The organism is Pseudoalteromonas sp. A25, from assembly GCF_009176705.1.
Classification (GTDB): domain Bacteria; phylum Pseudomonadota; class Gammaproteobacteria; order Enterobacterales; family Alteromonadaceae; genus Pseudoalteromonas.
In genome coordinates, this window is sequence record NZ_AP021846.1 from 1,172,561 (window position 1) to 1,199,162 (window position 26,602).

The 26,602-nt window shown below is 41.4% G+C and carries 17 protein-coding genes; 12 read left to right on the forward strand and 5 right to left on the reverse strand.

Going from position 1 to position 26,602, the window contains the following annotated elements:
* The first annotated feature begins 18 nt into the window (after window positions 1–18).
* The 3 genes from lon (at window position 19) to ppiD (ending at window position 4,939) form a co-directional block, all read left to right on the forward strand.
* The gene (gene lon, locus GDK41_RS05255; protein WP_152085419.1) at window positions 19–2,388 is read left to right on the forward strand and encodes an endopeptidase La; all 2,370 of its coding nucleotides are present in this window, start codon (window positions 19–21) and stop codon (window positions 2,386–2,388) included.
* A gap of 200 nt (window positions 2,389–2,588) precedes the next feature.
* Window positions 2,589–2,861 carry a nucleoid-associated protein HU-beta gene (gene hupB / locus GDK41_RS05260; RefSeq protein WP_125253533.1) on the forward strand — a complete coding sequence of 91 codons (273 nt, stop codon included), beginning with the start codon at window positions 2,589–2,591 and terminating at the stop codon, window positions 2,859–2,861.
* 167 nt (window positions 2,862–3,028) lie between these two features.
* Window positions 3,029–4,939: a peptidylprolyl isomerase gene (ppiD, locus tag GDK41_RS05265; protein WP_152085420.1), complete on the forward strand. Its 1,911-nt coding sequence runs from the start codon at window positions 3,029–3,031 to the stop codon at window positions 4,937–4,939.
* Between the two features lie 102 nt (window positions 4,940–5,041).
* On the opposite strand, the gene GDK41_RS05270 is transcribed toward ppiD, so the two are convergent.
* The 4 genes from GDK41_RS05270 to barA all read right to left on the reverse strand — a co-directional run bounded on the left by GDK41_RS05270 (window position 5,042) and on the right by barA (window position 11,786).
* On the reverse strand, window positions 5,042–5,545 hold the full coding sequence (locus GDK41_RS05270; RefSeq protein WP_152085421.1) for a YfiR family protein: 504 nt from the start codon (window positions 5,543–5,545) through the stop codon (window positions 5,042–5,044).
* Window positions 5,538–7,502, reverse strand: coding sequence for a TonB-dependent receptor plug domain-containing protein (locus tag GDK41_RS05275; protein ID WP_152085422.1), 1,965 nt, complete (start codon window positions 7,500–7,502; stop codon window positions 5,538–5,540). Before GDK41_RS05275 ends, GDK41_RS05270 begins: the two co-directional genes overlap by 8 nt.
* A gap of 8 nt (window positions 7,503–7,510) precedes the next feature.
* Window positions 7,511–8,755, reverse strand: coding sequence for a sensor domain-containing diguanylate cyclase (locus tag GDK41_RS05280; protein WP_232056528.1), 1,245 nt, complete (start codon window positions 8,753–8,755; stop codon window positions 7,511–7,513).
* Window positions 8,756–9,023: 268 nt separating this feature from the next.
* Entirely contained in the window at window positions 9,024–11,786 is a 2,763-nt protein-coding gene (gene barA / locus GDK41_RS05285; RefSeq protein ID WP_152085424.1) for a two-component sensor histidine kinase BarA, read from the reverse strand.
* 82 nt (window positions 11,787–11,868) lie between these two features.
* On the opposite strand from barA, the gene rlmD reads away from it, so the two are divergent.
* From rlmD to GDK41_RS05315, 6 genes are all read left to right on the forward strand, one after another.
* Window positions 11,869–13,176, forward strand: coding sequence for a 23S rRNA (uracil(1939)-C(5))-methyltransferase RlmD (rlmD, locus tag GDK41_RS05290; RefSeq protein ID WP_152085425.1), 1,308 nt, complete (start codon window positions 11,869–11,871; stop codon window positions 13,174–13,176).
* A gap of 5 nt (window positions 13,177–13,181) precedes the next feature.
* The gene (gene relA, locus GDK41_RS05295; RefSeq protein ID WP_152085426.1) at window positions 13,182–15,338 is read left to right on the forward strand and encodes a GTP diphosphokinase; all 2,157 of its coding nucleotides are present in this window, start codon (window positions 13,182–13,184) and stop codon (window positions 15,336–15,338) included.
* 18 nt (window positions 15,339–15,356) lie between these two features.
* On the forward strand, window positions 15,357–16,160 hold the full coding sequence (gene mazG / locus GDK41_RS05300; protein WP_152085427.1) for a nucleoside triphosphate pyrophosphohydrolase: 804 nt from the start codon (window positions 15,357–15,359) through the stop codon (window positions 16,158–16,160).
* Between the two features lie 119 nt (window positions 16,161–16,279).
* Window positions 16,280–17,914 carry a CTP synthase gene (locus GDK41_RS05305; RefSeq protein WP_152085428.1) on the forward strand — a complete coding sequence of 545 codons (1,635 nt, stop codon included), beginning with the start codon at window positions 16,280–16,282 and terminating at the stop codon, window positions 17,912–17,914.
* A gap of 142 nt (window positions 17,915–18,056) precedes the next feature.
* Window positions 18,057–19,349, forward strand: coding sequence for a phosphopyruvate hydratase (gene eno / locus GDK41_RS05310; protein ID WP_152085429.1), 1,293 nt, complete (start codon window positions 18,057–18,059; stop codon window positions 19,347–19,349).
* A 583-nt stretch (window positions 19,350–19,932) separates the two neighbouring features.
* The gene (locus tag GDK41_RS05315; protein ID WP_152085430.1) at window positions 19,933–20,904 is read left to right on the forward strand and encodes a 2OG-Fe(II) oxygenase; all 972 of its coding nucleotides are present in this window, start codon (window positions 19,933–19,935) and stop codon (window positions 20,902–20,904) included.
* Window positions 20,905–20,912: 8 nt separating this feature from the next.
* Here the strand turns inward: GDK41_RS05315 and mutH are convergent, their stop codons facing one another.
* Window positions 20,913–21,587 (reverse strand): DNA mismatch repair endonuclease MutH, encoded by a 675-nt coding sequence (gene mutH, locus GDK41_RS05320; protein WP_152085431.1) that lies wholly within the window; start codon window positions 21,585–21,587, stop codon window positions 20,913–20,915.
* A 223-nt stretch (window positions 21,588–21,810) separates the two neighbouring features.
* On the opposite strand from mutH, the gene GDK41_RS05325 reads away from it, so the two are divergent.
* The 3 genes from GDK41_RS05325 to ptsP all read left to right on the forward strand — a co-directional run bounded on the left by GDK41_RS05325 (window position 21,811) and on the right by ptsP (window position 26,551).
* On the forward strand, window positions 21,811–22,929 hold the full coding sequence (locus GDK41_RS05325; RefSeq protein WP_232056529.1) for a serine hydrolase domain-containing protein: 1,119 nt from the start codon (window positions 21,811–21,813) through the stop codon (window positions 22,927–22,929).
* A gap of 812 nt (window positions 22,930–23,741) precedes the next feature.
* A complete protein-coding gene (rppH, locus tag GDK41_RS05330; protein WP_152085433.1) occupies window positions 23,742–24,269 on the forward strand; it encodes an RNA pyrophosphohydrolase in 528 nt (175 codons plus the stop codon).
* Window positions 24,270–24,280: 11 nt separating this feature from the next.
* Complete coding sequence (gene ptsP / locus GDK41_RS05335; RefSeq protein ID WP_152085434.1) at window positions 24,281–26,551, forward strand: phosphoenolpyruvate--protein phosphotransferase; 2,271 nt, start codon at window positions 24,281–24,283, stop codon at window positions 26,549–26,551.
* The last annotated feature ends 51 nt before the right edge of the window (window positions 26,552–26,602 follow it).

Consider the following 26,602-nt stretch of genomic DNA (forward strand, 5'->3'; position numbering starts at 1 on the left):
AAGTGTGAAGAGAATAAAATGACGCTTGAGAGAACGGATCGAGTTGAAATTCCAGTGTTGGCGCTACGCGATGTCGTCGTGTATCCACATATGGTGATCCCGCTTTTTGTTGGTCGAGAAAAATCGATAAAATGCCTAGAAGCGGCGATGGAAAATGATAAGCAAATCTTTTTAGTCGCACAAAAAGATGCCACTGTTGATGACCCTAAAACCGAAGAAATATATGAAGTTGGCACTATTGCGACCGTTTTACAGTTACTTAAACTCCCAGACGGTACGGTTAAAGTTTTAGTTGAAGGTACTCAGCGCGCTAAGATAGAAGAGTTCTTGGTGACGGATGATTACTTTTTAGCTCAAGCGCAGTTTTTAGAGTCGCAAGATATTGAAGAGCAAGAGCAGGATATTTTTATTCGCAGTGCTGTTAGCCAATTTGAAGGCTATGTGAAACTGAATAAAAAAATACCGCCTGAGGTATTAACCTCAGTGTCTGGTATCGATGAAGCTTCTCGCTTAGCTGATACCATGGCAGCTCACATGCCAATAAAAGTACCTGAAAAGCAAAAAGTATTAGAGCTTGATAGCGTTACTGAGCGTCTTGAGTACTTAATGGCATTGATGGAAGGAGAAATAGACTTACTGCAAGTTGAGAAGAAAATTCGTTCTCGCGTTAAAAAGCAAATGGAAAAGTCGCAACGCGAGTACTATTTGAATGAGCAAATGAAAGCTATTCAAAAAGAGCTTGGCGAGTTGGATGACGTACCAGATGAGTTTGAAGCGTTGAAAAAACGTATCAGTGAAGCTCAGATGCCAAAAGAAGCAGAAGAAAAGGCGTTAGCGGAGCTGAACAAACTAAAAATGATGTCTCCAATGTCTGCTGAGGCAACAGTCGTACGCTCTTATATCGATACGATGATTGGTGTGCCTTGGAAAAAGCGCTCTAAAGTGAAAAAAGACTTGGCGGGAGCCCAGAAAATTTTAGATGCGGACCATTACGGCCTAGAAAAAGTAAAAGACCGCATTATTGAGTATCTAGCCGTTCAACAACGCACTAATAAGTTAAAAGGGCCTATTTTATGTCTAGTTGGCCCACCGGGTGTTGGTAAAACAAGTCTGGGACAGTCTATTGCCCGCTCTACGGGTCGAAAGTATGTTCGTATGGCGCTCGGTGGAGTGCGCGATGAAGCTGAAATACGTGGTCATAGACGCACCTATATTGGTTCAATGCCTGGTAAATTAATTCAAAGCATGAGTAAAGTAGGGGTTAAAAACCCGTTATTCTTGCTAGATGAAATTGATAAGATGTCTTCAGATATGCGTGGTGATCCGGCTTCTGCATTACTTGAAGTACTAGATCCTGAGCAAAACAGTACGTTTGCAGACCATTATTTGGAAGTGGACTACGATTTATCTGACGTGATGTTTGTTGCTACATCTAACAGCTTCAATATTCCGGGCCCTTTATTGGATCGTATGGAAGTGATCCGCCTGTCAGGTTATACCGAAGATGAAAAGTTAAATATTTCTAAACAGCACCTTATACCGAAACAAATCAAGCGCAATGGCTTAAAAGATTCTGAAGTGGTTATCGAAGACAGTGCGATCATTGGCATTATTCGGTATTACACCCGAGAAGCGGGTGTACGTAATTTAGAGCGTGAAATTTCTAAATTGTGTCGCAAAGCTGTGAAAAATATATTGTTAGATAAAGAAATAAAGCAAGTTGTAATCAACCAAGACAATTTGGAAACCTATTTAGGTGTGCAGCGCTTTGACTACGGTAAGGCCGAAGATGGCGACCGTATCGGTCAGGTAACGGGGCTTGCTTGGACAGAGGTTGGCGGTGACTTACTCACCATTGAGTGTGCGGCAGTGCCGGGTAAAGGTAAGTTGACCTATACAGGCTCGCTGGGCGATGTGATGCAAGAATCTATTCAAGCAGCAATGACGGTTGTTAGAAATAGAGCTGACAAGCTTCGCATCAATAGTGACTTTTATGAAAAGCGTGACATTCATGTCCATGTGCCTGAAGGCGCGACGCCAAAAGATGGGCCAAGTGCAGGTATTGCGATGGTGACTTGTTTGGTATCGAGTCTAACAGGTAACCCAGTGCGTTCCGATGTTGCTATGACGGGTGAAATTACACTGCGTGGTGAGGTACTTCCAATTGGCGGTTTAAAAGAGAAGTTACTTGCTGCACATCGTGGTGGGATAAAAACGGTTGTCATACCAAAAATAAACGAAAGAGACTTAAAAGAGATACCTCAGAATGTGCTTGATGGGCTAGATATTCACCCAGTCACATGGATTGATGAGGTGTTATCGCTTGCTTTAGCTAATCCTTTGGAGAGTTTTGCTGTTGAAAACAGCAAAAATGACGAAAAACTTTAAAAAAGTGTATGAAAGGGCTTTTCAAATCCAAAAGGTATGTTAACTTAAGCACTGGTTTTGAGCCTAGCCCTTATATAGCCTAGGCTTGATAAAGATTTCCGAATTAGAGAGTCGCTGTGATGTCTCTAAATGAACAACAAAAACGGTGTTGGTTTTTATGCGTACTGTTTTTGATAATAACAATGTAAGAGGATGATATTGTGAATAAATCTCAATTAATCGATCAAATCGCAGCTGATGCTGATATTTCTAAAGCGGCTGCTGGTCGTGCTCTAGATTCATTCATCGAGTCAGTAACTGGTGCGCTAAAAGAAGGTGACTCAGTAGCGCTTGTTGGTTTTGGTACTTTCTCAGTACGTGAGCGTGCTGCACGTTCAGGCCGTAACCCACAAACAGGTGAAACAATTCAGATTGCTGCTGCTAACATCCCTTCTTTCAAAGCGGGTAAAGCATTAAAAGACGCTGTAAACTAATCCAAATAGGATTAATAAGCGCGGCTTTACGTAGCTTCACAACTTTTGCTTTACAAAAGCCGTGTACAGCTTCAAGAAAAAAAGCGTATCTGATAAGATACGCTTTTTTTACATTAGCTATAAATTCAAAGTGCAGTGGTGCTTTGGCTTAGATAAGAGAAGAACAAATGCTTGAAAAGATCAGAGAGGGCTCTCAGGGCCCCGCAGCCAAAATAATACTTGGTGCTGTCATCTTGTCTTTTGCTTTAGCAGGGATTGGTGGTTACCTAGGTCAAACCACTGAGCAACCTGTCGCAGAAGTCAATGGTGTTAAAATCAGCCAGACAGAGTTTTCCCGTGCATACCAAAATGAACGTGCACGTTTAGAGCAGCAGTTTGGTGAGTACTTCACACAGATATCTGCCGATCCTGCGTATATGGCTCGTATTCGTCAAGGCGTAGTAGATAGGCTCGTACAACAAGAGCTGCAAAATCAACTAGCAGCAGAGCTTGGTCTGCGCGTGAGTGACGAGCAGGTCAAAGACGCAATTTTAGAAATGTCTTATTTTCAAATTGGCGGTCAATTTAATAATGATCGTTACTTGCAGCTTATTCGTCAAATGAACTTTCAACCCGATACGTTTCGTGAATATTTACGTGAAGAAATGACTCGTACACAGTTAGTATCAGCGATTGCAGGTTCAGATTTCGTCTTGCCAACTGAGCTTAAACAAGCAATTGCTTTGCAGCAGCAAACTCGTGATTTGGACTACGTGGTGTTGAACAAAGACGCTTTTACAGCTCAAGTCGAGGTTTCTGAGCAAGAAATTAAGGACTACTACCAGCTAAATCAAGGACAATTTTTGTCACCCGAATTAGTCGCTGTAGAGTATTTAGAGTTAAAAGCTGATGAAATTGAACCTGCCAAGGCGATCACCGACCAAGATGTTTTGGCATATTATGAAGAAAGTAAAAACCAATATCTTGAGCCTGAAAAGCGTCGCGTATCACACATTCTAATCGAAGGTGACTTAGACGATAATGATGCAAAACAAACTGCTGAGGCTATATTAGCACAGTTGCAAAGTGGTGCAGACTTTGCGCAACTGGCTGAAGAAAAGTCAAATGATATAGTGAGTGCTGAATTAGGTGGTGATCTGGATTGGATCGAGCGTGACATGATGGATCCAGAGTTTGAAGCGGCTGCTTTTGCTTTGGAAAACGTAGGTGATATGTCGGGCGTTGTGACGTCAGAGTTTGGCTTTCATATTATTAAACTAACAGACATTCAGCGTCAGGAAGTTAAAGCGTTTGATGAAGTTAAAGATGAACTTCGTGCTGAATTGGAAAAAGCTGAAAAAATCGATGCGTTTTATCAGAAGCAGACCGAAGTTGCGGAGCTAGCGTTTGAAGTTGCTGACTCACTACAAGATGCAGCTATCGCTGCCGGTGTTGAGCTAAAAACAACACAGTTGGTTGCTAGAGGTGCATTGCCGGCTCCTTTAAATACGCCGACTGTAACAACAGCGATCTTTAGCCCTGAAGTTTTAGAAGACAGAGTGAATTCGGAAGTTTTAGAAGTTGCAGGTGAACATATTGTTGTGGTTCGTGTGAAAGAGCACAAAGCAGCCTCGACAAAACCACTTGAGGAAGTTAGTGCACAGATCGAGTCGACATTGATTAACGATAAGGCATCGGCTTTGGTTAAAGAGCGAGCACAAGAAGAGTTTGCTAAATTGCAAGGTGGTAAAGCTCTGGCAGATATTGCATCTGAACATTCAACAGAAGTTAAGTCGCAAGCACAGCTAAACCGTCAGTCTTACTCAGTTGCTCCGGCAATCGTTAAAGAGGCTTTCCAACTACCTCACCCAAGTGAAGACAAAGCACAGTTGGCAATGGTTGAACTCAACAATGGCGATGCAGCATTGTTAGCGCTTAAAGGGGTTAACACGCCACAAATTGATGATGAAGTTGACCAACAACAAAAGCAGAATATTACGATGACGCAGGTAAATAAAAATTACACCGCGTTCATCGAAGCACTAAAAGCACAAGCTGAAGTGCGTCGACCACAGCTTAATGTAACAGAAGAAAACTAATGTTTTAGAGCTGGAAAAAAGCGCCAATCTGGCGCTTTTTTTGTTTATTGCGACTTAACGCAGATCAAATGGGTTGATAAAACTAAAGGTGATTGTGAGTATTTAACGCACTTCAGAAGCTAGTTTTAAAAGATGGGCGCTAAAGTTAAGTCCTCGGCGTTTAGCATCAGTGAGATTGATCCGAAAGCTGAGGTTATTGGTATCAGCGATTAGGCCAATCATTGCACCTTGGCGAAATCCTTCGCTGGTATCTGCCACGATTAAAATTGGCTGTTGCTCTAATTCAGAGAGCCAATATTGTGTTTGTTGTCTATTTTGTTGGCTTAAAAATAAGATATCGCACAGCTTTACCTGTTCATTATTGGGTAACTCTATTGCTTCTGAGCGGCTTTGATCTTGCGCTTGCAATAGTGCGGATACGGCTTGATATAGTGCATTATTTCCCACAACACAGAAGCTTAACTTATCAGGCGGTGGCGGTGGCCATTTACTAAATTGACTGAAGCGATATAAAAATGCAGCCTTTAATTCATTTTCGTTAAGCGCTTTAGCTTGATTTTGACTGCAGAATATAAGCAGAAATAACCCTAGCAGTACCTTAATCATTATCCCAACTCCAACTCACTGATAAGTGTACTTGTCGGCGACGTTGTATATAAGGAATAAAACCATCATCAGTAATATCTAAAATTTTCTCATTGCTGATGTTTCTAACCCCTAAAGAGACAGACAGGTTATTTGCGCTTTTCCAATTGATACTGACATCATGAGTTGAAAATTTGGGTAATGTATAGCCAAAAGATTCGCGTTTGCTAACTGCATGTGAGTGTAAGCTGAAAAGGAAATTTGAATTGCCAAGCATAGCACTAAAACGAAGCTGTCCTATAAATTTAGGAGAGTTATTAATATCTACTCCGCCTTTCACTTTCGTACGTTGAAATGCCATGTTGGCAACAAGAGACATGCCATTGTGCCAGCGTTTATCGGCACCAAGTTCCAGGCCTCTACTTTTAATAGGCGGAGTATTAAAGTAGATAGGATAGAATAAATCTTGGTGTATGAGGTTTTTAATATTTGACTGATAAATTGTGGCAAAAGAAGAGAAAGAAGGGCTCCACCGTTGTATTAGGCTGATCTCATGATACTTCAGGGTTTCGTTTCTAGGTGCTAGTGCCTCAAACACGGCATTGGCATTGCGTTCTAAAAAGTTGGTCACTCTAAAAGCTCGGCTGTGGCGAAGCAATAGGTTATGGTGTTGAGAAAACTGATATTTAAACGTTACGCTAGGTGACCATCTGGCGCTGCTAAAATCGGAGTTGTCATACCTCAGTGCTGATTGCAACTTAAGTTTATCATTTAGCCGCCAAAGGTCTTGAACATATAATCCATAACGTGACTCGTTACTCTTTTGATCAAAGTTAAACTCACTGGGGATGCTAGACTCAGAGCGGAACTCTTGCCGGTGATCTTTTTGGAAGTCAACACCAACCATTAATTCGTGATTATCAAAGCCCAAAAAAACCAGTTGGCCGTCTACGTTACTCCAGCGCCCTGAATTAATTGGTCTTTCATACTCGATATCACCATTCGGTAGCAGAAATGGGATACTTCTTGCGAAGTCATTACCGTGAGTTGAAATATGGAAATAGGCTTCCACATCGTTTGCAATTTTGTCATCGAATGTTAATGAAAGAAAGTATGCTTCATTTTGTGCGGTCTCAATTTCTGGGCTATTTTTACTCGCCAAGCTAAAACCATCTGGAAAGTTTCTGTCGCGTTTTGACGCTGCAGCTTGAAATTGAAGACTACCAGTTTGGTGGCTAAACATTAAGCGAGTACTGTTTTCTTCATTGAGGTGTTGCCATTCGATCAGCCTTGGATCAACGTTTAGTACAGGATATTGGATAGAGTCGACTTGAGTTCTACTTACTGACAGCCAACTATCACTGCCTGATGATGAGCGAAACCCAGCTGTTACTCTTGCGTGTTTTGCACCATCGTTGGTTATGGATGTCGCAATATTTATATCGCCTAGTTTACTGGTGGTTTTGGTGACAATGTTTATCACGCCAAGTAGTGCATTATTGCCGTATAAAGCAGCCGATGCGCCGGGACTATACTCAACGCGTTCAATTAGGCCAACATCAATAAAGTTTTCATGACCTAAAAGCCCTGCATCCAGCAAGTTTTCATTCATTCTTGTGCCATCAAGTAAAAATAAAAATCTTGAGTTAAAGTCTCCCGGGCGACCTATGCCTCTGGCACTGAGGTAGGTGAACGCACTGTCATCTTTAGTTGTTACACCAACGAAAAGTGTCAAGATATCTGCAAGAGACTTTAGATTGAATAGTTTAATATCTTGATCTGAAATAATGTGAGTGATGGCCATACTATCGCTGCTAGAACGCTCAATGCGAGATGCTGCAGAAATTTGTGTATTGGTTGGAAGTTGATTGAGCTGCTGATTTAGTAGTTCTTCCAAGTCAGGTAAAGACGCACTATGAGCAAGTTTATTGCTTGATAAAATGATACTCAAAATCACCAAAAGGTATTTTAGCTTCATAAGGACACCTATTTGCTGTACACCTGAAAGTTGTTTTTCCCAGCACGCTTTGCCGCATACATGGCATCATCAGCACAATTAAGTAAATCCATGGGGGAGCTCGCATCAGTGGGGGTGTATGCTAAACCGATACTTATTCCAATAGGCATAATCGTATCTTTGATAACAATAGGGTGGTTTATACTGTTGACTATCCTTGCCGCTAGTTTTTCTGCGTTTTCTGTGCATTCAATATTTGGCAGTAATAAAGCAAACTCGTCGCCACCGAGTCTACATAGCAAGTCGTCACTGCGAATAATCGCGCTGATACGCTGTCCCACTACTATAAGCGTATCGTCACCAGCGTCATGACCAAAGTTATCATTTACATATTTGAAGTTATCTAAGTCTATAAACATCAGGCAGCTCAGCGTATCTGAGTAGCTATTTTCAATAGTAATTTCTTTGAGTTTCTGGTTAAGAGCGACTCTGTTTGGTAATTTTGTTAAAGGGTCTGTGCGGACCATTTGCTTGAGTTGCTGGCCTTGCTGTTGTTCTTGCTCTAGTTGTTGTCTGAGCTCTGATTGAGAGATATCAACACGTTTGAGGAGTTCATTAAAGCTTCGCGTTAATATGCCGATTTCATCATCACGAATAACAGTGGCGCGTAATTGAAAGTTATGCTCTTTTGATACTCGTTGCGCCAGATTAGACAGCGATAACAAGGGGGTTAAAGCTCTTCGTTGGACACGCGAAAGCATAAGGGCAGAAACGCTGAAAAGTAGAGTTATTAACAAAGCCAGCATCAATATTAGGCGTAAAAACCAATACAACATGCCGGTCAAATCGAGAACCATGATTAAATCACCTTCGATTTTTCCTTTGATTGCAACAGGGTAGTAAAGACGCATTCTAACGCCGTCGTATACGCGTTGTGGTTGATTGCTCATAGGCTTGTATAGTTCTGTTGACGGTACAAAGCTCGGCTCAGCGTATTCGCTAAATACTTCGCTGTTTGTTTTTCGTAGTGAAATAAACAAAACTTCTTTTCGGTTACCAACTAATGACAGTTCTTTATTTGCGGTATCTACATCATTAAAAACGAGCATGGGCACAACATTATGAGCGAGTTGGGCGAGATTGATTTCTGCCGTTTCGGCTTGGCGATCCCTGACAACAAGCCATAACAGTATTGTGGTAAGGGTAAACACCAATAACATACTGCTTGCCATAACCGACAAGTTTAATCGTGTTAGCCTTTTAACAAGCGACATGGAAGGCAATGGCTCGTTCAAGTGCACCTCACATACCAAATAATTGTATTGTCTTAAATAAATATAGATTAGAGATGTATAAAAAGCAGTAAATATGTCTTGTTTTGAATAGGCGCTATTGAGTTTTTGACCATTTCAAGTCGCTTTATATGGACGGATAGCTCTATGTGGATAGCAAATAGTATCGGCACAAATTATTGTACTTGTTATGACAAGACTAATACCGAGCTAACTGTCGTGTTTTAAAGGCATATAAAGGTAGCTCATCTTAACTGGCTTTGTTACTAGCATCTTGCTGTAGGTTTGATAGTTCATCAATCAGCTCTAATAATTCTGGTTCAAACTCACTAATAGGATTGTTTTGCTTTAATGAAGTTTCTATCATTTCGGCTAAGCTTTTTAGCTTTGGAACGCCGGTATAGCAACATGCGCCATGAAATTTATGAATAACACTTAGCAAGGCCTGAGCGTCTTTTTGCTCATATGCTTGTTCAAGTGTATTGAGCAAGTCTTCCAGCCCATCAAGTAGCATATTAAGCATCTCTAATGCCAAGTCTGGTTTTCCCCCAGCATGTTGTAATGCTAACTGCCAATCTAAAAGCGGGCTTTCAAACGGGGCGGTGCTATGTTCGTGGGGTGCTTTTGTTTTTTGCTTACTCTTTGGCGCGCTGGTACTGTGATCACAAATAGTTTGTCTGAGCATGTCCTCATCAATTGGTTTAGTGAGGTAGCCTTTAAAACCATCTTTTAACAGCTGCTCTTTTTCACCTGCTAAGGCGTGTGCTGTAACTGCTATGATAGGGGTGTCTTCATTTAAAGAGGACTCTAAGATGGTTTTACATGCTGTGATCCCATCCATGATTGGCATTTGGATATCCATAAATATTAAATCGTATTTATGCGTTTTACATAATCCTACTGCCTGCGCACCATTGTGCGCCGTGTCAATGGCTTCTACTTGCTCTTCTAACAAGGTTGAGAGTAGCTTTAAGTTGGCATCATTGTCGTCGGCAATAAGTACCTTCATTGGCAATATTTGGGTGTCACTTTCTTCCATTGCGATACTTGGATGATCTAAGCGATAGGGAGCTGCGAGCACTTCACATAGCTTTCGATGATTGAGGGGTTTACTTAGGCAGGCATCTGCACCACTGCCAATCAAAGATTCTCTCATATTGTGCGAGATTGTATTTAACATCAGGTATAAATAATCTGCAGCGCCTCGTACCTTTGAAATATAGCTTTTTACTAGCTGCATATGTTCAACGCTTGCCATATTACCAATCAAGCAGATGTCAAAGCTAAACCCTTTTTCTAGTGCTTCAAAGAAAGCTTGTTCATCTTCACAGGAGGTGATCTGCATATCCCACTCTTCAAGCAAAGAGGTGACGGCAGCATGGGTGTGAGCTTGAGGCTCAAAGTAAAGAATACGTTTGTTCGCCAATGAGCTATTTGGCAGATCATCGTTATATATGCGGTTGGGTAGTTCAAAAACTGCATTAAAGGTGAAGCAGGTACCATTGCCAGGGGCTGAGTTGAGCGTAATACGGCCTTTCATCGCTTCAACAATGTGTTTGGTGATGATAAGGCCAAGTCCTGTCCCACCAAATTTACGTGTAATACTTGAGTCTGCTTGGGCAAAAGGAATAAACAGTGCATCTTGTTTGTCCATGGCGATCCCCACTCCGGTATCACTCACTGAAACTAATAAAGAGGCATGAGAGTCATCTAATAAGCGATAGGATACATCTACTTTAACTGAACCTCTTTCGGTGAATTTTATCGCATTGCTGACTAGGTTTATCAATATTTGTTTGAATCGAGTTGGATCACCGACCAAATTGTCTGGCACTTGACGATTAATGGCAATCGACAGCTCTAGATTTTTGTCATGAGCACTAGGCGCAAGTAACGTCATTACTTCATTGATGGCGTCTCTGAGCTGAAACTGGATATTTTCCAAATCCATTGCTCCGGCTTCTAGTTTCGAGAAATCAAGAATGTCGCTTATGATGGTCAGTAGGCTATTGGCTGATAACTCGATGGTATCAAGATAGTCTTTTTGGTGCTTATTTAGTGGGGTTTTGTATAGTTGTCGGGTAAAGCCTATCACCCCATTGAGTGGTGTTCTCAGTTCGTGACTCATTTTGGCCAAGAAATCAGATTTAACTCGGTTTGCATCTTGAGCTTCTCGTTTTGCAATGTTGAGCTGAATATTTTGCGTTTCGTATTGTTCAAGTGTCTCTTTGTAGTCACTCGTTGCTTGGTCAATATGCTTTTGCATTTCGTCACGCTGGCCGATCATCTTTTCATTAATGGTATTAAGGCCCTGGCGCAGCAGTTCAAATTCACCGATCATTTGCTGTTCTATATCAATATCTCGCTTACCTTCTACTAACTTGTCGGTAGCCAGCAGTAGCTGAGAAAGTGGCACAGTAAACATTTTACTGATCCGAAAAGACAAAAAGCCGGCTAGCAGTAATGCGAATAAAATAATACCGCAACTCCAGATCAGCGCGTGTTGTTGAGAAATAAGCGCTTGGTTTTGACTGACTTCAATCGCTAATACTGCAAGTGTTTTTGGATGGGTGGTATGCCACCTGTCTAATTGTTTTGAGTAGTGCTTAATCGGCGTGAAAAATACAAAAGAGTCGTTTAATTTAACCAATTCGGTTTTATGTAGCTGTGATACGTCACCAAAAAAATACAATTGCTCGAACTGTTCGTGATAATTGCTAGTAAGAAGCAATTGGTTATCTTGATCAAATAACGCAATACTTTTTACCAATGGGGCATGTTTATTATGTGCTGTGCTAATAATTCGGTGTAAAGCTGCGCGGTCTTGTTGCAAAACGGCTTGCTCAGCGGCAATTGCTAATGGTTCTGAGATACTACTGCCTTGTTGATAGAGAATTTCTTCAAGCTCAACATAACGATTTACGGTAAAATACCCACCAAGTATTAAGCCGATTAGCACTGTAGGAATGATTGTAAGTGCAAGAATACTGTCTCGAAGGCTAAGTTTTGTCATGTAGGGCAAGTGCGCAGAGTCATTTTATTTGTCAATAGATTATCTAGTTAGGCGCTGATTAGCAATGTTTAAGGGGTAGAGTATGGCGCAGTTTTTTAAAGCTAAAGCACCATCATCAAAGGGTAAAAATTTAGAGCTGACCATTGAGTCGATAGATCACCAAGGCCGAGGTGTTGCAAAGTATCAAGGCAAAGTGTGCTTTGTTGATGGGGCATTGGCTAATGAACACGTTAAAGCACAAATACAGCAAGAAAAGGCTAAACTCATCATAGCTAAAACAGTTAAAGTCATCACGCCAAGCGAGCAAAGAACGACAGCATTTTGTCAAGACTATGCACGTTGTGGTGGGTGTCAGTTACAGCATTTAGAACACCAGCACCAGCTAAGTCATAAGCACAAGGCATTAGATGCGTTATTTAACAAATTTTGCAAAGTAACCGACCTGCCTTGGCAATTGCCTATTGAAAGTGAGCCAACTCATTATCGCAGAGCGGCTCGCATAGCCTGTATTTTTGATACAGCGTCGCAACAATTAAAGTTGGGCTTTAGAGGGGCAAAAAGTAAGCAGATCATAGAAATAAAGCGGTGTGATGTATTAACGTCGCCATTTGCTAACATATTTACTCACCTTAGAGACATACTGAATAGACACAAAGCTTATTCGTGCATAAGCCATATCCAGTTGTGTGACGCTGATAACGGTCAATATGTGTTATTTAGACACACCAAAAAAATAACCCAAAGTTTTAAAGAAGAGCTTGCCGAAACACTGCTAGGTTACCAGCTCTTGTGGGATGATGGCTCTGATAAAGTGGCTTATCCTCAACTACCTAGTTATCAGGTTGCTAAGCTAAATTTTGAATTTAAGCTTGATAACTTTGTGCAAGTAAATCGCGCAGTTAATGAAGGTATGTTGTTACAAGCACTAAACTGGCTTGAATTATCTACAAAAGATAAGGTGCTCGACTTATTTTGCGGGATAGGTAATTTCTCATTATTGATGGCAAAACAAGCAAATGAAGTAATTGGTGTTGAGGGGTCACAGTCATCGGTTGCAATGGCCAAGCAAAATGCGCACACTAATCAACTTAACAATGCGCGATTTTATTGCTTTGATTTAACTCAGCCGTTAGCGAAAGCAAACTGGTTTGAGACGTCTCTGAATGTATTGCTACTTGATCCGTCTCGAACAGGGGCATATGAAATACTCAAGCAATTGCCATTAACGCAGTTTAAAAAAGTTTTATACGTGTCGTGCGATCCAGTGACACTGGCACGTGATAGCGCATTGTTGATTGAAGCCGGTTTTGAATTAGACAAAATAGGGCTAATGAATATGTTTCCGCATACAGGGCATATTGAAACTATGGCGTTGTTCCAAAGGAGGTAACAGGAATGGTTGCAACTCGCCAATCGCATCAACAACAGCTTCCCGCTGATTTTTCAGCGCGACTTTCATTGCTTGCACTGTCAGATGAAAAAATGACACGCCTTAAGCAAGCGCATGGTTTATGCCCAGCGGAGCCCGAAGCCGCGATGCTCAATAACGCGATTGAAATGGTCGAGATCCTTGCCGATTTAAACTTAGACGCAGAATCGTTAGCAACGGCATATTTAACGCCATACTTTCTTGCAGGCCTAATTGATACTGAGAAGGTAAAAAATGAACTCGGTGACAATATCGCTATGTTACTAAGTGGTGTTGAACAAATGGCAACCATTAGTACGCTAGCACATCAGGGTAAAGGACATGTTCAGATAGACAACATACGCCGCATGTTGCTTGCTATGGTCGAAGACGTTCGTGCAGTTGTTATTAAACTGGCTGAGCAGATCTGTCATTTGAGGACGGTAAAGGATGCTGATGAAGACGAGCGCGTTATTGCGGCCAAAGCCACAGCCAATATTTTTGCGCCGCTTGCAAATCGATTGGGGATAGGGCAGTTAAAGTGGGAGCTTGAAGACCTTTCATTTCGTTATTTGCACCCACAAACGTATAAAACAATCGCCAAACAACTGGCTGATAAACGCCTTGACCGTGAAGCATACATGGAAAATATGGTCAAGTTGGTAAGCGATAAGCTCAGCGCTGCGGGCATCAATGCGCACGTTTATGGCAGACCCAAGCATATTTATAGTATCTATAAAAAGATGTCACAGAAAAACTATGAGTTTGATCAGCTTTTTGATATCCGAGCGATGCGTATTGTTGTTGATGAAATTCAAGACTGTTATGCGGCGCTGGGTATTGTACACACCAGCTGGAAGCATTTACCCAAAGAGTTTGATGACTATGTTGCTACGCCAAAACAAAACGGCTACCAATCAATTCATACTGTTGTGTTTGGCCCTGAAGGTAAAACGGTAGAAATTCAAATACGTACTGAAGAAATGCATCAAGATGCGGAACTTGGCGTAGCCGCGCATTGGATGTACAAAGAGGGAGCTTTACCTGGACGAGGATCAGGCTATGAGCAAAAAATTAGTTGGCTGAGAAAACTTCTGCAGTGGCAAGAGGAAGTCGTTGATGGCAGTGATCTAGCTGATGAGCTGAAGAACCAAGTGGTTGAGGATAGGGTCTACGTGTTTACGCCCAGAGGTGATATATTTGACCTACCACTCGGTGCGACGCCGTTGGACTTTGCCTATTATATCCACTCTAATGTCGGCCATCGTTGTATTGGTGCAAAAGTGTTTGGCAAGATAGTGCCATTTACTTATAAGCTTGCAACGGGCGATCAAGTAGAAATCTTAACACAGAAAAATGCCTCGCCAAGCCGCGATTGGTTAAACCCATCTTTGGGCTATATTCATTCCTCACGCGCGCGCAGTAAGATCCATCACTGGTTTAAACAGCAAGATAGAGATAAGAATTTACAAGCGGGTAAAGAAATCTTAGATACGCAGTTGGCAAAACTAGACTTGACATATAAGCAGCTTGAACCAGCCATTGAACGTTTTAATTTTAAGCATATAGATGATTTGATGGCGGCCATCGGTGCTGGTGATATTCGCTTAAACCAATTTTTAAATTTTGTCCAAGATAAGCCTGAAGAGCTGCCTAAACTTAAAATTGGCACACCTCGCAAGCAAAAGGGAGACAAAAATGGCATCGTTGTAGATGGTGTCGGCAGCTTAATGAGCCATGTTGCTAAATGTTGCCAACCAGTTCCTGGAGATGAAATTGTTGGGTACATCACCCAAGGCCGAGGTATTGCAGTGCACAGAACTGATTGCGATGCATTTGCACATATTTGCGAGCTTCATCCAGAGCGTGAAATAGCGGTAAGTTGGTCTGAAGATATTCAATCAGCGTATGCCATAACTGTGCGTATTGAAGCCCATGATAGGCAAGGGTTGATCCGTGATATAAGTTCGGTACTAGCGAATGAAAAAGTGAATGTGCTTAACATGAATGTGCAAACTAATGATGAGCGTGCAGTTGCGATTTTTGAGATGAAAATAGAAGTGTCGGATTTATCGGCTATGAACCGCTTATTAACTAAATTACACCAAATTGAAGGTGTGTTTGATGCGAAAAGGCAACATTGATAGTGAGTATTTACTATTATGGGTGAGCACCTTACAAAACTGTTGTCGATTATGGCAACACTAAGAGATCCCGAAAAAGGGTGTGAATGGGACAAACAACAAACGTTTAAATCCATCGTACCTCATACGATAGAAGAAGCATATGAGGTTGCAGATACGATTGAGAAAGGCGACATGAATGCACTTAAAAGTGAGTTGGGAGACTTGCTGTTTCAAGTGGTGTTTTATGCCCAACTGGCTAAAGAGCAAGGTGTTTTTGACTTCAACGATGTGGTCGCTGGGTTAAATGAAAAATTAGTACGGCGTCATCCGCATGTGTTTGAAGCAAAAACGAAATTGACCGATGAGCAACTCGAAATACAGTGGCAAGCCATCAAAGCACAGGAAAGAGCACAAGAGAAGGCTTCACACGCAGACAACGATAGGGAGCTGTGGAGTGACATTCCTAGCATGTTACCAGCTTTATCGAGAGCACATAAAATTCAAAAGCGTGCGGCGGGTTTGGGGTTTGATTGGCCAGATTACCGAGGTGCGCTTGATAAGGTAGTCGAAGAAGTGCAAGAAGTAAGTGAGGCCTTGGCTGAGAACCCAGGTTCAGCACATAGCGCTGAAGAACTCGGTGATTTACTGTTTGCTACGGTGAATGTTGCACGCCACGCAAAACATGACCCAGAACAAATATTACGATTAGCCAGTGATAAATTTGTGCGTCGTTTTGCAAAAGTAGATGAGACTCTTCGTCAGCAAGGTTTGAGTTTGGAAAATGCTACGCTTGAGCAGATGGATAGTGCTTGGGAACAAGTAAAGAAACAAAAAGGGTAACGGGCATTGCCCCCTTGATAGTGATTTTTAGCTGGATTGATTTGTGCGGCTTTGCTATACTATCGCCCCGTCTTGATTCTTATTTAAATTCCAATTTTCCTTGATATTCTAGGGTTCGCATGAGTACAAAATTTATCTTCGTAACGGGCGGAGTTGTTTCCTCCTTGGGTAAAGGTATTGCAGCTGCATCTTTAGCCGCTATTTTAGAAGCACGTGGCTTGAATGTAACTATTCTTAAGCTGGATCCTTATATCAATGTTGATCCGGGCACAATGAGCCCAATTCAACATGGTGAGGTGTTTGTAACAGAAGATGGCGCTGAGACAGACCTAGACTTAGGTCACTATGAGCGCTTTATTCGCACCAAAATGACTAGCCGTAATAACTTCACTCAAGGTCGCGTGTTTGAAGATGTATTGCGTCGTGAGCGCAAAGGTGAGTACTTAGGCGCAACTATTCAAGTTATCCCTCATATCACGAACGATATTAAACGTCGTGTACTTGAAGGGGCCGAAGGCTATGATATCGCGATTGTAGAAGTTGGTGGCACGGTGGGTGATATTGAGTCACAGCCATTTTTGGAAGCGTTACGTCAATTAGGTACGGTGCTTGGCCGTGAGCACGCGTTATTCATGCACTTAACATTAGTGCCATTTCTTGGCACAGCAGGTGAAGTTAAAACTAAGCCAACTCAGCATTCTGTAAAAGAGCTGCGTTCAATTGGTATTCAACCTGACATTCTTGTTTGTCGTTCTAGCTGTCGTCTACCAGCAAATGAACGTGCAAAAATTGCTTTGTTCACAAACGTAGAAGAAAAAGCGGTTATCTCACTGCCTGACGTTGATAGCATTTACAAAATTCCAGCACTGCTTAAATCACAAGATTTAGACAACTTAGTATGTCGTCGTTTCTATTTAGAAGCACCGGAAGCTGACCTGTCTGAGTGGGAGCAAGTGTTGTACCAAGAGTCAAACCCAACAGGGGAAGTGACCATTGGTATGGTCGGTAAATATATTGAATTGCCAGATGCGTATAAGTCAGTTAACGAAGCGCTAAAGCATGCAGGTTTAAAAAACCGCCTTACGGTTAATATAGAGTATGTTGACTCTCAAGATATCGAAAGCAAAGGTGTTGAAAGGTTATCGCATCTAGACGCGATTTTGGTTCCTGGTGGTTTTGGTAATCGCGGCGTTGAAGGTAAAATTTTGGCTGCTAAGTATGCGCGTGAGAACAAAATTCCATACCTTGGGATCTGCCTAGGTATGCAAGTTGCGTTGATTGAGTATGCACGCAATGTTGCGGGTCTTGAAGGGGCGAACTCAACAGAGTTTGATGCAAAGTCTGCGCATCCAGTCGTTGGCCTGATTACTGAATGGCTTGACGCTGAAGGTAATGTAGAAGTACGTGATGAAGAATCAGATCTTGGTGGAACAATGCGCCTAGGAGCGCAAAAGTGTCACCTGAAGAAAGGTTCTAAAGTACGTGACGTCTATGGTAGTGATGAAATCGTTGAGCGTCATCGTCACCGTTATGAGGTGAATAACCATTATGTTGAACGTTTAGAAAAAGCGGGCTTGCAGTTTACTGGCTTATCTGAAGATAAAAAGCTGGTGGAGATCATTGAGCACAAAGATCACCCTTGGTTTATCGCAGCGCAGTTCCACCCGGAATTTACCTCAACACCTCGCGATGGACACCCGTTATTTGAAGGTTTTGTAGCGGCAGCTTATACACACCAAAAAGCTGAATCGTAAACAAATTTGAAAAGCCGTGCTTATGCGCGGCTTTTTTATAACAATAAGCAGTGCTTTGCATTTAGTTTTTAAATGAAAACCAGTGCTTATTTATAAGTATATAAACATTACACTCACCACTTTGGGAATAAGAGGAATCAAGATGTCAAAAATCGTAAAAGTGATTGGCCGTGAAGTTATGGACTCGCGCGGTAACCCGACGGTTGAAGCAGATGTTCACTTAGCTTCAGGCGCATGGGGTCGCGCATGTGCACCGTCAGGTGCATCAACGGGTACTCGTGAAGCATTAGAGCTACGTGATGGTGATAAATCTCGCTATTTAGGTAAGGGCGTTCTTACAGCGGTTAACTTTATCAATGCGGATATTGCACAAGCACTTGAGGGTAAAGATGCACTTGAGCAGCGTCACATCGACCAAATCATGATTGATTTAGATGGCACTGAAAACAAAGAAAAACTAGGTGCAAACGCGATTTTGGCAGTTTCACTTGCAAACGCAAAGGCGGCTGCACAAGAAAAAGGTGTAGCATTGTATGAGCACATTGCTGACATCAACGGCACCTCTGGCCAATATTCAATGCCAGTGCCAATGATGAACATCATCAATGGTGGTGAGCATGCTGACAATAACGTTGATATTCAAGAATTTATGATCCAACCTGTTGGCGCAAAAAGCTTCCGTGAAGCATTGCGTATGGGTGCTGAAATCTTCCACAGCTTGAAAAAGGTGCTAAACGCACGCGGTCTAAACACTGCTGTAGGTGACGAAGGTGGTTTTGCACCAGATCTGAAGTCTAACGAAGAAGCATTAGAGGTTATTGCACTGGCAGTTGCTGAAGCAGGTTATGAGCTAAACAAAGATATCACCTTAGCACTAGACTGTGCAGCGTCTGAATTCTACGTTGACGGAAAATACGACCTAAAAGGCGAAGGCAAAGCATTCGACTCAGCTGGTTTTGCTGACTTCCTAGCGGACCTTGCGGACCGTTACCCAATTGTTTCAATCGAAGACGGTTTAGACGAAAGTGACTGGGCTGGCTGGAAAGTATTAACAGACAAGATTGGCGACAAAGTGCAACTTGTTGGTGACGATTTATTCGTAACAAATACAAAGATCTTAAAGCGTGGTATCGATGAGAACATTGGTAACTCAATTTTAATCAAGTTCAACCAAATCGGTTCATTGTCTGAAACACTTGATGCAATCAAGATGGCACAAGACGCGGGCTTCACTGCAGTTATTTCACACCGCTCTGGTGAAACAGAAGATGCAACGATTGCAGATCTTGCAGTAGGTACTGCTGCTGGCCAAATCAAGACGGGTTCTTTATGTCGTTCAGACCGTGTTGCTAAGTACAACCAACTACTTCGTATCGAAGAAGCTTTGGGTGAAAAAGCCGTATATAAAGGTCGTTCAGAGATCAAAGGTCAGTAATCATAAACTGACAAGTAGCATAGATATAAATGCCGCTGTGTTTTTACATAGCGGTATTTTTTTGTCTGCTAATTTATTTTTTACCAGCCATAATGATACCAGTCCGCAATAGTAGTTAATCTTTTGAGAAACTAAGCCTGATGTTAGCAAGGCTAAAATTTTATTTAATACCAATTTTATTAATACATTGATCATTCTAGCGAGCTAAATAACTCATTAACTGCGTTAAATATTTCTCATGTAGAATAACTACATAGCGAAATATTTGCCTTGTTACTAAGCCATTTATCTGTCGCAATATCTGATCACCAATTTAATGCTATTGGTATAAAACAAATAAAGAAGAAAGTTATTACAGAGTTATCGACAAAATTTCTTGCTAAAAATATCCAATATTTTGGATAGAAAATTGGTAAATAGCGACAAGAGTTAATGACATAAAAGCCAGTGCACTAAATCAGTATTGTTATTGAGTTCTTACCCTGTGTTCACGTTATTATTTTATTTAATGCAATAGGTGTTACATAAAAAAGACAAAGTGGTAATATAAGGCTCTAAATGTTAATTAAAAATAACAAGAAAGATGAAAGCAAGTAGAATTTTTGAACTTTTAGATGCAAAGCACCAACACCAGTTACCCTCTCAACAACTGATTGTTGAAGAGGCGCTGGTTAATAAAGAGCTTACGACACAATGGCTATGTCACGCTGTTTCTAGCTCAATCAATGTACAAGAATTGGGTGTCGTGTTAGTTATAGCCTACAGACAAAAAATTGATGCATATAGTGAGCTGGTTGAATTATGGCCAATCAAAGAACAAGCATCAAAGCAAGAGCGAAGCACTTTGTTAAGTATGCTGCAACGATCGCCACTTAGTGTTGCCAACGTGGAGCTGGAGGAAATTGCAGACCTATGGAAAAGCTTAGTACAACAGCAAAACTATAAGTGCGTAATGCAAGGAAAAGTGACTGTTCATATGAGCCGACTACATCAACAGTTAGCACAGAAGCTGACGGAATATGCTCAAGCGCGTCTTAACCCTGTTGAGCTGTACGGTAAAAATGCGAGTCGTGAAAAGTTAAGTAGTATTAGAGATAACGAACAGTTTATTGGAGATATTCTATCTAACAATATGCTTTTGTCTGTCAGCCAGCGATTGATGTGCATGCATAACTTAGCGCAGTTACCTTTTGCAGAGCCACCTGTTTTTTATCGGTACCGAGATGGTCAGCAATACAAGTGGCATTGTGACTATATAATCCCTTCTACCCCCGAAATTAAGCAAGAACTGGGCTTTTTTGGTCAGCGTATAGCTACGACAGTGCTCAATTTGACTGATAACTTTATAGGTGGTGAAACTAGCTTCAAAAAATGGCAGGTGGATATTAAAGCTAAAGTTGGTCAACTGATACAATTCTTTAGTATTGAAAATGGTCAACTAGACCCGAATTCGGTGCATGCTGGGCTTCCAGTAACTGAAGGTGAAAAGTGGGTGTGCACATTATGGTTCAGAGATAAACCCTACTGGTTGCGAGGTTCCATTTGGACATACTAGCGAAATGCTTAGGCAGTAAATTCTTGCCGTAAAATGCCTTGGGTAAAGCTGGTTTTTAAGTAAAAGCCTCTTGGTAGGGTTTTTATGAGTTTGCCATTTGGGCCGATAGCGTTGGTCGTTACTCGGCTGTTGGCTGCTTTGGGGCGAATTTGCATCACTTGTCCTAAGTGCCCTGAAATTTCATCAACGCGGCCAAGGGTAATGAGTTCCATTTGTTCTTCCCAATCTCTTTTTAACAGCGCCTCTTGAGGTTGAGAGGGTTGCCATAAAAAGCCACACCCGATAGTACGATTTACTGGTTGAATATCACGTTCAGCAAGAACTGGTAACCAAAGTACATGGTTGAGTTTCTTTTTTACAGTGCTATTTTCCCATTTGATGCCAGTTAAATTGGTCAGTGGAACGACAGATACATAGGTGGTTTCAAGTGGCTTGCCATTATAATCGATAGGTAAAGATTTTAGCTCAATACCTAAATGCTCAAAGTCGGGCACGGGTTTTGAACCTGCACTTGCGCCTAGTACATATTCTAATAGTTGACCTGGCCAACCTTTTTCCCGCAGTAAATGCTCAGGGCTCTTGAATTGGTAGCGCATAGCAAGTTCGCCTAAAGTCAACCCAGCTATGCTTTCTACTCTTTGCATCAGTTCTGTGATGGACTTGGGGGGCTGTGGTTTATTCATAGCTGGAAATATACTGCAATATCATAATAGGTTCATTGTAACGAAAGAGCGCTCAAGAAAGAAATGACTTGTGAGAATACTATTAAAAGTCGCAACTTCACGCAGAGTATATGTTCTACTCGTATAGTTATAAAATAAACTTTTACAATAAGGTACTGTTTTCTAAACAACCAAGGTGTTAAGTTTTTACCTGTAACATGAGCTAAGTTCAAGGAAGATAGTTTTGACCAAGTACTCACTAAAAATATCAGCAGTGCTTTTGTTGTTCTTTTCCATCATTTTTTTGACTGCCTGTAATAATGAAAACAAGCTAGACTTTGACTCATTTGTAGAGCAGCAACTCTCTGAGTTGTTAATTTCAGAAAATGCCCAAGTCGCGTCGATAGCTGTTGTTAGTGATAATTACCATTATCAAAAACACTTTGGTCAATTTGCAGATGGTACAAAACCTAATGGCGATACTGTATATGAAATCGCCTCTATTACTAAAACATATACAGGTTTACTCCTTGCAAAGGCGGTAAAAGATAGAAAAGTGCAATTAGATGAAGATATTAGAGTGTATTTAGACGGTGAAAACTATCTAAATCTGCAATACTCTGGCACGCCAATTACTTTGCGTCACTTGGCAACACATAGAAGCGCTCTGCCTCAAGAGTTTGCTTTTACTCGTGAGGATATAAGTGCCGGCAAGGCTTTTGAGTTACTATCGAATTACTCTGACGCGACGTTTTTTGAAGATTTAAGATCATATCAACTTACTTCATCGCCAGGAGATAGATATCAATATTCAAATGTGGGTACTGAACTTGTCAGGTACATACTAGAGAGCGTTTACAAACAGCCTTTTTCGATGCTTGTTGCTAAGTTCATTACTGATAAATCTGGTGAAGCGCAAACGAAGTTTCGCCTCACTCGAGATGAAATTAGCAAGATTACCAAAGGAACAGATAGCCAAGGTGAACTCGCCCCATTGCTTAGCCCTTATTCCTATGCAGAGGGTGGACTAACATCTACAGTCAGTTCAATATCAAGCTATATGCATTATTTACTCAACTCCTCATCGGCTGAAGTGGCGTTGTCACAAACGATACTTGCAGGTAGTCATCGTGCCCATGGTCATGCATTCTTTTGGAATACTTATAAATACGGTTCAGACAAGCCAATGTTTTATCATAGTGGAGGCTCAATTGGTTCGTCTAGCTGGTTAGCGCTTTACCCTAAGCAGCGACTTGGTATATTTATTGTCACTAATGTTGCCGCTGGTAACACACAAGAAAAACTAAATGATATTTCTAATGCGATTGTTGATAAATATGAGCAAGTTGCCCAAGTTCAGTAATAAACCTCAGCTGCACATAAGAGAATTTGCCCATAAAGCTATTTCACTCACTCTCTTCGTTATTTTCATTTGTAATAGCTCGCTATTACTTCACGAAAATGCCTTGATAGTGAGCGAAATATCGTTATTAGATATTGAAGGGGTTGCAATGTCTCTCTTCTGAGCTATCAAAACTCTTATCCGCAGCTGAGGTTAATAAGCTAAAAACATAGTTATGGAAACTTGATGTTTGCTTAGTTGTTTATTCACCGAAACACACATTGTGTTTTTTAAGTTAGATGTTTTGCAAGAACAGTGGTTATAGTTAATGAGGCGCAACTTTCAGTATCTTAAATTTTTATAGGATCCGTTAGTTGGTTATTGAGCAACGCAGTACCTTTTTAGCGTTTACTAAGGCTGGCTTCAGCTTTTCATTTACTATCAAACTTTGCATGAGGGATTAACTACTTGGATCCAAATGGTTGATTTTTACCCTACTTTGAAATTGTTTAAATATTCCCCGCATAAATACCCAGTACTTTCTTGTATCTCAATGAAAATAAAGATATTTTTAATTTTGTTGAACAGGGTGGCACCTGTTAAATGTATCAGGCTTTGGATAAATACAACAATATAAACATAATTATCCACAGTTTCTGTGGAGAAAGTACTGTATAAAGCGATTAATTGTGGATTTGTTTGTAATTTAGACGTAGTTATAAAAAAACATGCACAAGCTGTGGGTAACTTGAGTAAAAGCAGGAATAATGTTTGCCGTGACTTGGAAGTTGTGGAACAATCATTAAAAATCGACTTATAAAAGAGGCACTAAGGTGATTGATGCCGAAGGTTTTCGTGCCAATGTCGGAATTGTGATCTGTAATAATCAAGGTCAAGTATTTTGGGCTCGGCGCTTTGGACAGCATTCTTGGCAGTTTCCACAAGGCGGCGTAGATGAGGGGGAAACTCCTGAGCAAACAATGTACAGAGAGCTGCATGAAGAGGTGGGTCTAAAACCCGAAGATGTAGAAATAGTAGCAAGCTCTAAGCATTGGCTTCGTTATAAGCTACCCAAACGCTTGATCCGTAGAGATTCAAGTCCGGTTTGTATTGGTCAAAAGCAAAAATGGTTTTTATTGAAACTCAGGTGTAAAGACGAGGATGTGGACTTGCTTCACACCCACCATCCAGAGTTTGACGATTGGCGATGGGTAAGTTATTGGTATCCTGTTCGCCAAGTGGTGTCTTTTAAAAGGGATGTGTACAGGCGAGTTATGAAAGAATTTGCGCCTTTTGCAATGCCCTTTAATAGAAAAGAGCCTCAAGCAAAAGAAACAGCAAATTGGCGGCATCGTCGCTAAAGGAGTAGATTGTGTTAGCAACGTTGCGGTCAATTGTTGAATCGGTTTCACAACAAGCGAATCTTGAAGATGCACTGACTCAGTTTGTGACCTTAGTGAAGCAAGCTATGAATACGGAATGTTGCTCCATCTATTTTGCTGACTATAGCCAAGATAACTTTGTACTAATGGCCAGCGATGGTCTAAACCCTCAGGCGATAGGACAGTTTAGAATTGGTTTTACAGAAGGGTTGGTAGGATTAGTTGCCCAAAGAGAAGAACCAATTAACGTTGCTCATGCACAGTCGCATCCCCGCTTTAAGTTATCTCCAGAAGTAAACGAAGAAGGCTACAATGCATTTTTGTCAGTGCCTGTGGTGCACCAACGCAAAGTACTAGGCGTTATTGTTGTACAGCAAAAAATGGCACGTGTGTTTAGTCATGATGAAGAGTCATTTCTAATTACGCTCTCTGCCCAGTTGGCCTCGCAACTTGCACATGCTGAAATTCAAAGTGTTTTACGACAAGAAGCAAGCGCCCATAGAACATCGGTTCTCAAAGGTGTATCAGGTGCACCGGGTATTGCTTTGGGCACTGCATTTGTGGTACTCCCTAAGTTAAGCTTTGACAGTGTTGAATCACAAAAATCCGAACATGTAGAGCAACAAAGGCAGTTATTTTTGCACGCTGTTGCTGCAACAAGACAAGAGTTTCATGTTTTAGCCAATACACTCAGCGACAACATACCTAAAGAGGCGCTAGCAGTTTTTGAGGTATATCAGCAATTGCTTGACGCACAGAGTTTGGGGCAGCAAGTTGATGCGCAGTTAAGACTAGGCTGGAATGCAAAGAGCGCTTTGAAGCATGTTATTGAGAGCTTGGTAACTCAGTTTGATGCGATGACAGATCCCTATATTAAGGAGCGCGCGGTTGATGTAAAAGATATTGGCTTGCGAGTGCTTCATCACTTGGTTAGTACAGAGCATGCTCAAAAGTCTTATCCTGATAACACCGTTTTAGTAACGCACACACTCACACCAACTATGTTAGCTGAAGTGCCAAAAGACAAATTAAAAGGGGTCGTGAGTGTGCAAGGTGCGGCAAATTCACATGCTTCTATTTTAACGCGAGCAATGGGGATCCCAGCTATCTGGGGTATTGAAGATATTCCGCTGTTACAGCTTGAGGCAAAAGAGATTATTTTAGACGGTTACGCTGGACGAGTGTATATCTCTCCTTCAACTGCACTTCGTCATGAATATGAACAAATGCGCAGGCAAGAAAGCTTACTGCATGATAAATTTGAAGCTGAGCATGCATTGCCTCCAATCACTAGAGATGGAGAGCGTATCAGTCTTTTGCTCAATGCTGGCTTAGACTTAAGTACAGAATCTTTAACTGCAAAGTACTGTGATGGGGTTGGCTTATATCGTACCGAAGCTTGGTTTATGCAAAAAGGGCAGTTTCCTTCGCAAAGTGAACAAGAGCAATGGTATAGAGAAGTATTAACACGTTACCACCCAGAACCGGTTGTTATGCGCACCTTAGATATCGGGGGTGACAAAGTCCTAGATTACTTTGATATCAAAGAAGAAAATCCGTTTCTAGGGTGGCGTGGTATACGCGTATCGCTAGACCATCCAGAGTTATTTCTTGATCAACTCAAAGCGATGATCAAAGCAAATGCCGGACTGGGTAATTTGCGCATTATGTTGCCAATGGTTAGCCACACTGAAGAGGTGGATGAGGCCTTAGCCTTGCTTGAACAGGCGTATTTTGAATTGCAAGAAGAATGGGCCGATCAGTTTTTACAAATAGATAAACCAGAGGTGGGGATCATGCTTGAAGTGCCTTCAAGTGTGTTTTTATTACCTGAGTGGTCAAAAAAAGTAGACTTCTGCTCAGTTGGAAGTAACGATTTGACTCAGTATTTGCTTGCTGTAGATAGGAACAATGCGCAAGTGGCGGAATTATTTGACCCTTACCATCCTAGCGTACTCCGTGTATTAAATAGCATCGCGAGGAGTTGCCAAGACTATGAGCTGCCATTTAGCTTATGTGGTGAATTAGGAGGCGAGCCAGAAGGTGCTATTTTACTTGTGGCAATGGGATATCGACGCCTGAGTATGAATATTTCATCTTTGAGTAAAGTAAAATGGGTACTCAGACGATTACATGTTAGTGACATGGAAGTGTTATTGGATGAGTGTTTGGCCCAGTCATCGGCAAAACAAGTCCATCGCTTATTACGTAACTTTATGATTGATCATAATTTCAGCGAATTATTCTATCAATCGAACTAACATTAAACGCAAAGATGCACCCACGAGTAGAATGCGTTACCATTACGCGCT